Origin of the sequence: Bacillus sp. FSL K6-3312, from assembly GCF_038007485.1 — a bacterium.
In the GTDB taxonomy this organism is placed as follows: Bacteria; Bacillota; Bacilli; order Bacillales; family Bacillaceae; genus Bacillus; species Bacillus pumilus.
Map to the genome: position 1 here is coordinate 903,246 of NZ_JBBOXI010000001.1, position 13,646 is coordinate 916,891.

10 protein-coding genes and 1 CRISPR repeat array (1 of these 11 only partly in view) are annotated in these 13,646 nt (G+C 40.0%); of the genes, 8 read left to right on the forward strand and 2 right to left on the reverse strand.

Features of this window, described 5'->3' with window-relative positions; translation table 11 throughout:
• Positions 1 to 303: direct repeats of the CRISPR family, unit length 32 nt; unit sequence GTCGCACTCTACATGAGTGCGTGGATTGAAAT (it extends 62 nt beyond the left edge of the window).
• A gap of 2,451 nt (positions 304 to 2,754) precedes the next feature.
• The 7 genes from MHI11_RS04320 to cmr6 are packed head-to-tail and all read left to right on the forward strand — an operon-like array spanning position 2,755 to position 9,965.
• A complete protein-coding gene (locus MHI11_RS04320; protein WP_340960520.1) occupies positions 2,755 to 3,597 on the forward strand; it encodes a DUF6602 domain-containing protein in 843 nt (280 codons plus the stop codon).
• A 15-nt stretch (positions 3,598 to 3,612) separates the two neighbouring features.
• Positions 3,613 to 4,920: a type III-B CRISPR module RAMP protein Cmr1 gene (gene cmr1, locus MHI11_RS04325; protein ID WP_340960521.1), complete on the forward strand. Its 1,308-nt coding sequence runs from the start codon at positions 3,613 to 3,615 to the stop codon at positions 4,918 to 4,920.
• A complete protein-coding gene (gene cas10, locus MHI11_RS04330) occupies positions 4,890 to 6,716 on the forward strand; it encodes a type III-B CRISPR-associated protein Cas10/Cmr2 (RefSeq protein WP_340960522.1) in 1,827 nt (608 codons plus the stop codon). The genes cmr1 and cas10 overlap by 31 nt, the downstream gene beginning before the upstream one ends.
• Positions 6,709 to 7,941 carry a type III-B CRISPR module-associated protein Cmr3 gene (cmr3, locus tag MHI11_RS04335; protein ID WP_340909563.1) on the forward strand — a complete coding sequence of 411 codons (1,233 nt, stop codon included), beginning with the start codon at positions 6,709 to 6,711 and terminating at the stop codon, positions 7,939 to 7,941. Before cas10 ends, cmr3 begins: the two co-directional genes overlap by 8 nt.
• A 13-nt stretch (positions 7,942 to 7,954) precedes the next feature.
• The gene (gene cmr4 / locus MHI11_RS04340; RefSeq protein WP_340909566.1) at positions 7,955 to 8,824 is read left to right on the forward strand and encodes a type III-B CRISPR module RAMP protein Cmr4; all 870 of its coding nucleotides are present in this window, start codon (positions 7,955 to 7,957) and stop codon (positions 8,822 to 8,824) included.
• Entirely contained in the window at positions 8,821 to 9,189 is a 369-nt protein-coding gene (gene cmr5, locus MHI11_RS04345; RefSeq protein ID WP_041106375.1) for a type III-B CRISPR module-associated protein Cmr5, read from the forward strand. Before cmr4 ends, cmr5 begins: the two co-directional genes overlap by 4 nt.
• Positions 9,186 to 9,965, forward strand: coding sequence for a type III-B CRISPR module RAMP protein Cmr6 (gene cmr6 / locus MHI11_RS04350; protein WP_231129496.1), 780 nt, complete (start codon positions 9,186 to 9,188; stop codon positions 9,963 to 9,965). Before cmr5 ends, cmr6 begins: the two co-directional genes overlap by 4 nt.
• A 1,138-nt stretch (positions 9,966 to 11,103) precedes the next feature.
• Here cmr6 and MHI11_RS04355 read toward each other — a convergent pair.
• Positions 11,104 to 12,084: a metal-dependent hydrolase gene (locus MHI11_RS04355; RefSeq protein WP_044139674.1), complete on the reverse strand. Its 981-nt coding sequence runs from the start codon at positions 12,082 to 12,084 to the stop codon at positions 11,104 to 11,106.
• A 191-nt stretch (positions 12,085 to 12,275) separates the two neighbouring features.
• Here MHI11_RS04355 and mutY point away from each other — a divergent pair, with 191 nt between their 5' ends.
• The gene (gene mutY / locus MHI11_RS04360) at positions 12,276 to 13,376 is read left to right on the forward strand and encodes an A/G-specific adenine glycosylase (protein ID WP_065097434.1); all 1,101 of its coding nucleotides are present in this window, start codon (positions 12,276 to 12,278) and stop codon (positions 13,374 to 13,376) included.
• Here mutY and MHI11_RS04365 read toward each other — a convergent pair.
• Entirely contained in the window at positions 13,363 to 13,587 is a 225-nt protein-coding gene (locus MHI11_RS04365) for a hypothetical protein (RefSeq protein WP_003217808.1), read from the reverse strand. The two genes, mutY and MHI11_RS04365, sit on opposite strands and share 14 nt — an antisense overlap.
• Positions 13,588 to 13,646: the final 59 nt, after the last annotated feature.

The window sequence follows — 13,646 nt, forward strand, 5'->3', positions numbered from 1 at the left end:
ACCGTCGCACTCTACATGAGTGCGTGGATTGAAATATTTTGTATTATGGAGATTTTTCAGAGGCAAAAAGTCGCACTCTACATGAGTGCGTGGATTGAAATACCCTCCGTTTTTAACAGTTCAGGATTTTGATAGAGTCGCACTCTACATGAGTGCGTGGATTGAAATGCCGGCTCCATAAACTCATATGAATCAATGTCCTTGTCGTACTCTACAAGAGTGCGTGGATTGAAATTAAGTCAGTGTGTTTGTCAAACCGATCACCCCATGGTCGCACTCTATATGAGTGCGTGGATTGAAATATTGACGCTTTACTTTCATATAGGCTGTCATAGTCGTCGTACTCTACAAGAGTGCATGGATTGGGCAGCATCATAGACCAAGTAACCCCCGGACTGGCTCAGTAGTCCATATTTTTAAATAAATTCAAAGCTGTTGATGAAACAGTGAAATAAGTATGTTTTCAAGAGCAATAGTTTTTATTTAAATAGAATTAAGAAATATTCGGTGCGAATGTGAGGTGAACATAAAATCCCCGTGGCATTCGCACCTTTTTATTCGATAAAAATGAGAAAAAATGTATATTTTATGAAGGGGAAAACAAAATTCCTTATAGAAAATTGAGGGTTTTAGCTATCATTCCCTAAAAAATGTTATAATTAGGGCAGAAATCGCAGTCGCACTCTACATGAGTGCGTGGATTGAAATACCCCGAATAGGTTCTTGCTTTTGACAGCAAGTCGTCGCACTCTACATGAGTGCGTGGATTGAAATCAGTCTCCTTGAGGAAATGATTCTCCTCTTGTCGTCGCACTCTATGTGAGTGCGTGGATTGAAATGCCTGTTTAATGACTTCAGCGCCGGATATTTTTGTCGCACTCTATATGAGTGTGTGTGACCATGCTCAGGTGCTTCTATTTGTCGCACTTTACATGAGTGTATGGATTGAGGTAGCTTGAAAGAAATGTTGACAGTTGCGCTTGATTTAGGTGTGAAAAACATGACTCTGGCTTAGTAGTCATATTTTTAAATGAATTCAAAACTGTTGATGAAATAATGAATAAGTACCTTTAGAGCAATAGTATTTAATTAAATAGGAATAAGAAAAATTTGGTGCGAATGTGAGGTGAACATAAAATCCTCGGGACATTCGCACCTTTTTATTCGACAAAAATGTATATTATTTAGAGGTGAAAACAAAATGCTATATAGAAAATTGAGGATTTTGGCTATCATCCCCTAAAAAATGTTACAATTAGGGCGAAAATCGCAGTCACACTCTACATGAGTGTGTGGATTGAAATAAGCCTTGACGCATATCTCGGCTTAGACAGCAAATGTCACACTCTACATGAGTGTGTGGATTGAAATATCTACAATTAAAAAAAGCTTCCCGATGTTGCTCGTCACACTCTACATGAGTGTGTGGATTGAAATTCTTTCTATCCGTTCAGACGCACAAACACATGAGTCACACTCTACATGAGTGTGTGGATTAAAATTTGTGTCTGTTTTTTGGTTAACTTCTCACCAGGAGTCGTGCTCTACATGAGTGCTTAGCTATTCTTGGTTTTAATAAGAGAAAACAAAAGCATTTATGTTTGATCGAAAATTATTAGTGGAGTAACTATACTGATTAAAGTTTACTTTTCTTCAGAGATTGGGAGAAGAGTAGTCATTTTAGTTAATAAAGAAAATTGAAGACAATAAAATTAATTAGAATAGCTCTCCTCGAATACGTTAGAAGAACATTAAATCAAGATTAATGAATTAAAAACTTGGTGCGAATGTGAGGTGAACATAAAATCCCTGGGACATTCGCACCTTTTCATTCGACAAAAATGGGAAAATATGTATATTTTATGAAAAAAAACAAAATTCTTTATTTAAAGTTGAGGATTTTGCCTATCATTTCCTAAAAAATGTTACAATTAGGGCGAAAATCGCAGTCGCACTCTATGTGAGTGCGTGGATTGAAATTGTGATAGAAAGCCCTTCATTTGCAATATAGAAGTCGCACTCTATGTGAGTGCGTGGATTGAAATAAATTATTGTACTCGCGATTGCTTTCTTTCTTCGTCGCACTCTATGTGAGTGCGTGGATTGAAATTCGCTGTTTAGTAGTGCCATAGAGAGTAGCACCAGTCGCACTCTATGTGAGTGCGTGGATTGAAATAACATCAGTTCATGAGGTTGATGTTGAAAGAAGTGGTCGCACTCTATGTGAGTGCGTGGATTGAAATATGCTAAAACACCGACCTTTCTTCGGATCGCATCGTCGCACTCTATGTGAGTGCGTGAATTGAAATTTTGCTAATCCTGTTGCTTCAACAACCGTTGACAGTCGCACTCTACCTGAGTGCGTGAATTGAAATAGAATGGAATGTCATTCTTGCGTTTAAGGCTCCCGTCGCACTCTACATGAGTGGGTGGATTGAAATATTAATAGGCTGTACAGAAGAGGTATCCTTGTCGTCGCACTCTACCTGAGTGAGCGATTTTAAATGATTGTGTCTTAAACGGGTAATGACCACCTAAAAGACTATCTTTTTACAACATCCTCTTTCAAATACAAAAGCCATTAAAATAGACTGTTCATTTGTATAGTGAAAACATGACTCATTGCAGTCATGTTTTTTTCTTCTTCTTTTTCCTAAATAAACCTTAAAAAATCTCAAAATAAGTCGAAATGAAAAGTAGTTATTTAGATTCAAATTTTATCCATTCGTAATGAATGATGAAGGAGGAATTGATTTGGGTGAAACGGAGCGAACCGGTAAAGTTGAGCAGCTGATCTTAGAGAATTATCAAAGATTAAACAGCATGATATCAGAAGAAGTAGACTTTGCTTCTAATCATGGTGGGCTGACAGGGGATTCTAGAGAAGTGATGTGGATGGAGTTTTTTCGGAAAATCATTCCTAAAAAATATTCATTAGCACAAGGTGTCATCATTATTGACTCAGAAGGAAATCATTCTAACGAAGTCGATATTGCCGTATTTGATGAACAGTATACACCGTATGTGTTCCAACACAATTCGTTGAAATTTATACCGATTGAGGCGGTTGCGGTTGCTATAGAATGTAAAAGTTCAAATTTGAAAGAAAAAGGTTTAGAAGAATGGTCTAAAAAAATAAAACAGCTAACACCAAAAACAACAGGAATTGCTAGAATGGCCACAGGTTACTTTACAAGTGAAAGTAACACACAAAAGAGGACGCGTCCTTTACTCATTTTAGCAAGTAACTTTAAAAGAGAAGAGGACCAAACAATTTCAAATAAAGCAGCTGAATTAGCGGCGTCTTTTGATTTTATGCTCATGAAAAAAAGCAATGAATTTCAATTAAAAGTACCTAATGAACATGAACATCTAAGATGGTGGTCAAACGAATTAAATTGTTTCAAACAAGAAAAACGATCTAAGGAAGAAGAAAAATTTTTAGATGAAAACAAACTCAGCGATTTACGTATTGATGGATGTGATCTGTTGACACTAAATTTTCAATTAAATCAATTGCTGATGCTCATCAACAATCCCATGTTTTTCCCTCACTATGCATATGCCAAGCTGTTTCAGAAACAGATAACAAAGTGAAGAAAGGAGAGCGACATGACAAGGGAATCTAGTAAACCCAAAACCAATTGGCATGATGTGAAACATGCGATTGACACGAAAATCCATGAAGACCAAAGACTTTTTAAAGAGCCGCTTACTATTCATTTGGTTACGCCAATGTTTGGCGGAGGGCCCCAATCAAACTCAATTGATCAAGAGAGACCCATTCGAGAAAGTGCCATTCGTGGACATCTTCGTTTCTGGTGGCGTGCAACTCGAGGAGCTGTTTGCAAAAATGCAAATGATTTATCTAAACAAGAAGCAGAGATATTTGGTCATACAGAACAAGCGAGCCAGATTCAAGTGGTAACGCATTATGAAAAAGACGAAGTGAAAAGAAATTCAAAAGTATTTTTTAAAAAGAAAAATCATCCATTTCCACGGTATGTTCTTTCAAATATGAAAGATGAAACACCATATCTCATGAAGGCGCAATTTTCTTTAAATATCCGGTTATCTAAAAAAACAACCGATTTTGAGTTAATCAAAAAAGAAGTTGAAGCAGCATTATGGGCTTGGATCAACTTCGGTGGACTTGGGTCAAGAACGAGACGTGGGTGTGGCAGTTTATATTGCAAGCAATTTTCACCTTACAACAAGAGGACAAAAACCCAATTGGAAAAATGGTTTGAGCAAAAGCTTTTAGAATATGACATTCAATTGCCAGCATCAAGTCGAGAATGGCCGACGCTTAGTCGAGAATTCAAAGTACAGGCATTTCCATCATCTATGATCTCAAGCTGGCAGTCTGTCATTCAGACATATGAAACATTTCGAAGAAGATCTAACCCGGACAAAAAAAGGGGAAGAAGTTGCTGGCCGGAAGCAGATACTATTCGTCTTTTTACAGGTAAGGCTAAATTAGGTCATGACATCCCTTATCCAAAAGATAAACCATTTGAATATCAAGCATTTCCTAAAGCTCAATTTGGTTTGCCTATTCAGTTCCGATTTGCTCCTAAAGATAGTGGGAAAGATCCAGATCCTGTAACGCTCCTACCTAAAGGAAAGGATCGTTTGGCTTCACCACTCATCTTAAAACCGTTAGCTATTAATCAAAAGGAATCGGTGGGCATGGTGATGGTGTTGCAGCAACCAAAGATTGAAGCGTTATCGCTTTTAGGGTACGGAAAGCCTTTGCCCAATGTGACAGATGAACAAAGTATCTACCCAACAGCCACCTACTCAAACAACCCATTACAAGACGAGAGTGGCCGGACGCACTCATCGGCGATTCAAGCCTTTTTACATAGCAAGGAGGTGCAAACATTTTGTCAGAAGAATCACAAAAACAAACATTAATGCTATTTTCTATAGGACCTGTTCAAGAATTTATTGCGCAAGCACGGCGGACGCGTGATTTATGGTTTGGCTCTTTTCTTCTATCTGAATTAAGTAAAGCAGGTGCGGAGAAATTTCAAGAACTGGGTGGAACGCTTATTTTCCCTGTGTTCAACGAATCCTCTGCAGAACCAAACGACGCAGAACCAAACAACGCACCAAATAAAATATTGGGGGAAATCTCAAACGAACAGCCTTCATCCGTTGCAAGACAAGTAAAAAAAGCAGTATATAACAAGTGGAAGGAATACGCAGACTTTGTAAGAGAGATTGTGGATCCTTATATTCAAATAGGCACATGGAATCGACAAGTTGATGATTTATTGGAATTTTATGCTGTGTGGGCTGAGGTGCAAAATCAAGACAAAGCGGCAAATGCGTCCGCAAGTCCATATCATATGGCTCTTCAAGAAGTCGAAGGTTTAATGGCGGCAAGGAAGACTTTAAGAGATTTTAAACAAAATGAGCCAGGGGCGTTATTCGGTGAACCAAAATCATCACTTGACGGTGGACGGGAATCTGTTTTTCAAAAGCAAAAAACACCACAGCAAGTGGCGCAACTAGCGAAATGGGGAATTGGTGAACATGAATCATTAGATGCGATTTCAGTGATCAAACGATTGTCCTTACATAAACATCCGAGTATGACATTTCCATCAGTCTGCGATAAAGCTTTTGCTCCCTATCAAAACATGTTGGAACAAAATGAACAGATGAAGCAAGCAGCCATACAATATGTGAAAGATGTAGAAACATATCTTGAGAATATGAATCTAACAGTAGCCCCTATTGATTTGAGTGAGGCATCGCTTTTTTATGAAAGAAGAATAGAAGATTATCTTGAACAACGTGGACTTGTCGGGACCACACGAACAGAAGCGAAAAATGATATCACACAGCTGCTCGAAAAATATTTCAAAGGTGAATACAGCAAGTATCACGGCCAGCCGATCAAACCACCAGCACCTTCACCTTACTATACCTTTCTCATGGCGGATGGAGATAAGATGGGCAGCCAACTGCGAAATATACAGCATGTAGAAAGCCATATTGCATTTTCTAAAACGCTCTCAATTTTTGCTTCAAAGGCAAGTGGGATTATTTCCGAATGTGAAGGTACATTGATTTATGGCGGCGGAGATGATGTCATGGCTTATGTACCGGTTCACAAATGCTTAGAAGCAGCTGGGAAATTGCAAAGTGAATTTGTTTCAACGATGAAGGCTCATCAACATAGTGAAATACCTCCTTCGATTTCAATTGGCATCGCCATCGTTCATATGCTTGAGCCTCTTGAAGAAGTAAGAAGCATGGCACGTCAGGCTGAACAATATGCGAAACAAGAGCGGAATTCATTAGCGATTCATTTCCAAAAGCGAGGCGGAGGAGACACAATGAATATCTCAGTCTCATTTCAAATAGATCCAGTCGCCTCTATCCAAGAGATGACGACGTGGTTAAAACAGTCTTATTTCACATCTGGCTTTGCATATGGCTTACGAGAGTTGTATCAAACATACGAACAGTCTCCATTTAAAAAACAGCCAGGAATTTTAGATGAACTCATCCCACTAGAGATTAGACGTCTTGCATTCAAAAAGAAAACGGAAGCAAAAACAGAGCAAGAAACGAAAGAGTGGATCGATCAATTGATTGCGAAGTATATACCGAAGAAGAATACATTAGAAGAATTACATACAATCGCTGAATGTATGATCATTGCTCTTCAACTAGAGGAGGTAAGTGGACATGCCTGAAAGATGGTTTCACATTCAACCGCTTGATCCGCTGCTTATTCGTGATGCACGTCCATTTCAAAGTGTACCAGGTATACGGGCGCGTTCACTAAACGATGTTCCACCAAGTGTGGTCGCAGGAACACTTCGAACAGCTCTAGCGAAGAAACGACAATCAATAAAACACACGACGCCACTTTCTTATTATGCAAAATCTCTTGTGCGAGGTCCTTTATATCGTTGGCATGATTATTTATATGTGCCAATGCCTCATGACCTTGAGTTATTTGATGATGAGTATGGCATGTATCAAGTGAGACCAAAGCCAATGATGTCGGAAGGCCAGGGCTTTTTTGGTACAGGAAAAACAGGTCGTTTTAGTGATGCATTATGGCCGCCAATTGGAGCTGGGGCTCGTAAAAAAATGAAATCGCCGCCAGCTTTTGTATCACTAAAATGGATGGTGAACTGGCTGACAGACGAAGTGGATGAAAGTCATGTGAAGGAAGCCTTGTCTGAATATCAACACATGCAGGAGGAAAATCATTCTTTCAAAAAGGAAACACCACCGGCATTTATTCCAGCATTACAGCGTCAGGAACGAACACAAATTCAGGTGGAAACTGGCAGTAAAAAGACAAAAGATCAGCATCTATTTTCAACAGAATCGCTCTTATTCCCAGATGACTTTAAACTGGAGGCAGGAATAGAGTTATCTACTGAAGAGTCAGAAGAATTAAAGCCTTTCTCAGGCATTCACCCAATCGGTGGTGAACGGAGGCTGGCTCATATAGAAGACCGGCCACATGTATACCAACAAGATTGGACATGTCCAGATATGATTAAAGAATCGCTTAAGAACAAGACGTATGTTCGCATGATATTGGCGACACCTGCTTATTTCAGTAAAGGATGGCAGCCCGGATGGCTGGATGAACAGCTCATGTCAAAACCACTATTTGATACAAATGTACGACTCAAATTGGTTTGGGCATCTGTTCCACATTGGCAGCCTATCTCTGGATGGAGCTTAGCAAATAAAGGCAATGGGCGTGAAAAAGCAATACGCCGCTTAGTCCCCGCAGGTAGTGTTTACTTCTTTACAGTAGAAGAAGGAGATCCAGCAGAACTGGCCGAAAAAATGTGGCTTCAATCAGTATCTGATCGTAACCGGCGCAAAGAAGCGTTTGATCGTGAAGATGGCTGCGGGTTAGCACTTTGGGGAACATGGAAGCCGAATGAATAAGAGGAGTGAGATGATGGAAGCAAGCCGTTGGTTTTGGATACATTGTTTATCCCCCCTCCATATTGGAGCGGGTGAAGGAGTTGGCGTGATTGATATGCCCATTCAACGAGAAAAAGTCACAGAATGGCCGATTATACCTGGAAGCAGTATCAAAGGCGTGCAGCGTGAACATTATCGCGCGAAAGGACAAGACACATTCGTACAAAAAGTATTTGGTACACAAGGAGATCAAGATGGAAGCGCAGGAGCAGTCGTCATGACAGATGGCCGGTTATTTTCATTCCCGGTGGCGAGTAGATACGGTACATTTGGATATGTGGCAAGTCCACTCATATTGAAAAGATTAGCCCGCGATGCAAAAGCATTAGGCGTATCGCTGGATATCCCTGATCTCATCGAAGAATCAAGCACGCTAGTCACCATGAATTCTAAATTAGTAGAGAATGACGAATTATATCTAGGTGAATTTCAAGGGGCTGCGAAAAAATCTCAAAAACTAACCGATTTTGCTGAACAGATGGCCAAACTTTTATTCGACGATAAACCATCACAAACTCTTTGGATAGAGCGATTTGTGATTGTAAGTGATGACGTTTTTCAATACATTGTCACCATGAATTCTGAAGTGACACCTCGTATTAGAATTGATCATGAAACCCGAACAGTTAGTAAAGGAGCTCTCTGGTATGAAGAGTATGTACCGGCAGAAGCCATATTTTATGGGCTCATGTGGTGTGATCGTGTCGATGGAAGCAATGATTTATCTGTTAGACATCAACTTTTAAATCAACTAGAAAAACAGATGCATCTTCAATTAGGCGGAAACACAAACGTAGGTAAAGGAAGAGTATCCTGGCGTATGACAGGAGGGGAGGGATCATGAAACTCATTCAACATCATTATGCTGAGAAAGCGTATCAACATGTGATGAATGCCAAAACGAATGAGGAGAATTTCTCAAATCAATATGGACAACTCTGTCACAGATTCGCCTCAATGATCTTAACAAATGGATTAAGGCTCACCATTACATTTTTTGAAGCAAAATCAAAAAAAGGAAATGCTTATCAACAATTCGTTCAGGATATAAAAGAAACACTAGATATACAAGGAGATTGGTCAGCTTCTAATCGAAATTACTTAATCAAATCAAGACAAGCTTTAAGTGCATCTGTTTGGTTAAAAAGATATGCGGAATCTATTTTAAAGGTGGAACAAGGGGCGGAGAATGTGGAGGACATCCAATGAATCTGTCATTAACCTTAAACAAAAGCAAATGGGAGATTGAAGGTTCTACATTGTCGAACATCATAAACGACAGTTCGAAGAAGCAGTCATTTTATGAAAATGTGATTAGTTTACATCAAGAACAGTGGGAAAAATACAATCACTTGTTGTATGAAAAATTTGTGGAGCGATATTATACTGACACGAACCCCACATGCCTAGTCAAATCCATATCACCGTTAGTCATTGGACATGGAGGAGAGGGTGTACTTGAAACGGGATTGTTATTACACCCGATATACGGCGTTCCTTATTTATCAGGAACCGCTTTAAAAGGGGTAGCCTCTCATTATGCCCACTCTGTATTAGGTGGAAACTTCCAAGAACTAAAACAAGGTGGAAGTGATTACAACACATTGTTTGGAACAAACGAACGTGCTGGCATGATCGAATTTCATGATGCGCTCATAATGCCTGAGACGGTAGGAGAAGCATTCAAAGTAGATGTCATGACCCCACATCATTCAGACTATAACAGCGTCAAGCTAGATAAGATAAACAAAGGGGGAAGTGTTCCAGCCCCTCGAGACGATGACTCACCAACACCGATTCATTTCTTAACGGTGGTCAACGGCCGCTTTCAACTTCTATTGAAAACAAAAAAGAATCTACCAGAAGAAGCAGAATGGCTCGAACTCGCCAAAACCATCTTACTAGGCGCTTTAGAACACGAAGGAATCGGCGCTAAAACAAATGCGGGTTATGGAAGGCTTAAAATGGACCACGTCATTTCGTAAGACTAAGTGCGAATGTGAGGTGAACATAAAATCCCTGGAACATTCGCACCGTTTTATTCGACGAAAATGAGAAAAAATGTATATTTTTTAAGGGTTAAAACAAAATTCTATATAGAAACTTAAGGGTTTTGACGATCATTCCCTAAAAAATGTTATAATTAGGGCGGAAATCGCAGTCGCACTCTACATGAGTGCGTGGATTGAAATAGTTCATTGCCCCACACACCGACGGCAGTCCGATTTGTCGCACTCTACATGAGTGCGTGGATTGAAATCCTTCCTCTACTCGCACACCGTTACCCTGGATGTCGTTGCACTCTATATGAGTGCGTGGATTGAAATTATAATTCGGATGACTTTTCATATCATCCATTCTCGTCGCACTCTATATGAGTACGTGGATTGAAATAACAGGTTTCGCGACACCTTGACCAACCTTTTTGTCGCATTCTATATGAATGCGTAGATTGAAATTCTTCAGCATAATTTTCTAGCTCCACCAATTTCGTCGCACTCTTCATGAATGGGTGGGTTAATAATTGAGAAAACATAACTCTGCCTCCTGACTCAGTAGTCAAGTATCTAATTGAATTCAATTGTTGCTGAAATATAAATAAGTATGATTAACAACTTTCAATAGATTTCATACTAAGAAAAATTCGGTGCGAATGAGAGGTGAACATAAAATCTCTGGAACATTCGCACCTATTCATTTGACAAAAATGAGAAAAAATGTATATTTTTTAAGAGTGAAAACAAAGTTCTATATAGAAACTTAAGGGTTTTGACGATCATTCCCTAAAAAATGTTATAATTAGGGCGGAAATCGCAGTCGCACTCTACATGAGTGCGTGGATTGAAATTTTACAAATCCTTGGATACCAAAGACAACAATTTCGTCGCACTCTACATGAGTGTGTGGATTGAAATGATCTCCTCGATCTTGGCTTGATACGTTGGATTGTTGTCGCACTCTACATGAGTGCGTGGATTGAAATGGTGAATGGTGGGAAAAGACAGGAAAGCCTGGTGTCGCACTCAACATAAGTGCATAGATCACTGTTTCTGCGAATTACATAAATTCAAAATAATGTACTTCCCCCTAAATCCAAGCCCTACACAACAAAAAAAGACTCGCTCACACAGAGCCGAGTCTTAATTTTTTTTGCAGTTTTTCTTCACTGAAAATCCAGCCGGTATAGGAGTTTTTGATTTGGTGGTCCATGTCGATATGGCAGATCGCAACAAAAGGATAATGACCTTTGCTGCGGTAGCGCAAATCAATGAACCGCACCTCGTAATGATCCTTGTATTTATCCACTTCCCACCGATAGACAGGAGAGAAGGAGAGAAAGGCTGAAATGTTTTCATCTTGTTTGGCAATCTTCATAATTTCAGTATCAGGGACCGGCACCCGGTTAAAGGTGTCTAAAATGACAACCTCTCCATTCATACTGCGCCCAACATGGAAAGAGGATTTACATTTCACGGCAATGCGCCATTGTCTGAACTTCATTGTAGGCGAAATAATAATGTCTTCAATTTCATCGAATTGTGCACGCAGCTGATGTTTAATCTGAAGCTGCATGATCACCCTGACGATATAATAACAGAAAATCACAGCATACAGCGTAATGAACGTATAACCGGGATGCCCGCCAATCGCCCAAACGACAATGGCGACAAGATGGGTAAAAAAGATAAACGGATCAAACGTGTTAATAATCCCAAGCGCTACCCACTTCTTTGAAAATGGACGAATGGCCTGCGTACCGTATGCATTGAAAATATCGACAAACACATGAAGCACAACAGCTAATAGTGTCCATAACCAAAGATGAAGTAAATTCGCCCCCGGCACAAATGGGAAAATCACAGCCGGAATTAGCAATGACCAAAACAGTACAGCCGGAATGGAATGTGTAAATCCCCGGTGATTTCTTATATAAACCGCATTATTTTTTAGTTTTAGCACAGTATCAATGTCTGGTGCTTGGGAGCCGGCGATGGTCGCGATCATCACGGCGTGTGCCATATGTGGATCTGCGCTGACGGCTGGATCTAAAAGTGCAAGTCCCCCAAGAGAAATGCCCATTACTACATGAGTACCAGTATCCAATTGATTACCTCCTAGTTGTCATGCTTAGGAACAATCATACAAAGTATACGCCTTCTTTCAAGACTATGTGCAAAAGCACTTTTGCTTTGTTCTGATTTAATGTAACATGTTAACGTATCTACAAACAGTATACAACAAATAAGGTTCTTTTCAGAATGTTAGCCCTTGGTTCAATAAGAAGGAGTATAGATATGAAAGACATTCAAGAAAAGCTGGACCGCAAAGATATTGCGGGATTTCAGCATGATTTAATTGATTGGTATGAAAAAGAACAACGAACACTTCCGTGGCGTGAAAATCAAGATCCATACCGCGTATGGGTATCAGAAGTGATGCTTCAGCAAACGAGGGTGGATACGGTCATTCCGTACTTCAACCGGTTTATGGAGCAATTCCCGACAGTGAAAGATCTTGCTTTAGCTGATGAAGAAAAAGTCATGAAAGCATGGGAAGGTCTTGGCTACTACTCAAGAGTGCGTAATTTACAGGCAGCTGTGAAAGAAGTCTATGAATCCTACGAGGGCGTTGTCCCTGATACGAAAGAGCAATTTTCAAAGCTCAAAGGTGTAGGCCCATATACGAGCGGCGCAGTGCTGAGTATCGCCTATAACAAGCCATACCCTGCGGTAGACGGCAACGTTATGAGGGTTATTTCCCGTATTTTGTCCATATGGGATGATATTGCAAAACCAAAAACGAGAAACACTTTCGAATTTGCTGTCGATCAGCTCATTTCCCGGGAAAAGCCGTCTGAATTCAATCAAGGGCTAATGGAGTTAGGTGCGCTCATTTGCACCCCAACATCCCCTGCATGTCTCATTTGCCCTGTAAACATGCATTGCTCGGCACTCGAAGAAGGCGTTCAGCATGAGCTCCCAGTGAAAAGCAAAAAGAAAAAACCGACTGCAAAATCAATGGCAGCAGTGGTGTTATTTGATGATGCAGGCAACCTCTATATTCATAAGCGGCCAAGTACAGGCCTTCTTGCGAATTTATGGGAATTCCCTAACTTGGAAACCATGAAGGGAAGAAAAACGGAAAAAGAGCAGCTAATTGATTTCTTAAAAGAGGAGGCAGGTGTACAAGCAGAGCTTGGTGATTTAGAAGGCACCATTCAGCATGTATTTACCCACCTCATCTGGAATATTTCTGTTTTCTTTGGACGTGTGACATCTGTATCTGATGACACGATGCTGAAAAAAGTGACAACAGAAGAATTTAAGGCATATGCTTTGCCAGTCTCACACCAAAAAATTTGGAAGATGGCACTTGAAGAGCCTAGTCGTATTTAACCGTTGTACCGTGGGTATAATCGGCTTCATTTCGGTGCAGACCCCCACGGTCTTCGATTTCTGAAATGATTTCTCGATACTTAGATTGCCCTTCTTCGTTTAAATAAGGTAAAATTTGTTGGAAAGCATGATGAAAGTAAGCAAGCTCAGTATCTTTCCATTGATCCTTGGACATCATGCCAAGCTGGCTTAAATCGCGTCCGACATACATGAATGTAACCTCCTAATAGGAACTTTCCTATTAGTGTGAAGCGAATGGACGAAAACTAT

What these genes read in the sequence shown, in the direction of transcription:
- cmr6 (WP_231129496.1), top strand. Translation starts at nt 9,186, where the DNA reads ATGAATCTGTCATTAACCTTAAACAAAAGCAAATGGGAGATTGAAGGT.
- cmr5 (WP_041106375.1), top strand. Translation starts at nt 8,821, where the DNA reads ATGAAACTCATTCAACATCATTATGCTGAGAAAGCGTATCAACATGTG.
- cmr1 (WP_340960521.1), top strand. Translation starts at nt 3,613, where the DNA reads ATGACAAGGGAATCTAGTAAACCCAAAACCAATTGGCATGATGTGAAA.
- MHI11_RS04365 (WP_003217808.1), bottom strand. Translation starts at nt 13,587, where the DNA reads ATGTATGTCGGACGCGATTTAAGCCAGCTTGGCATGATGTCCAAGGAT.
- mutY (WP_065097434.1), top strand. Translation starts at nt 12,276, where the DNA reads ATGAAAGACATTCAAGAAAAGCTGGACCGCAAAGATATTGCGGGATTT.
- cmr3 (WP_340909563.1), top strand. Translation starts at nt 6,709, where the DNA reads ATGCCTGAAAGATGGTTTCACATTCAACCGCTTGATCCGCTGCTTATT.
- cmr4 (WP_340909566.1), top strand. Translation starts at nt 7,955, where the DNA reads ATGGAAGCAAGCCGTTGGTTTTGGATACATTGTTTATCCCCCCTCCAT.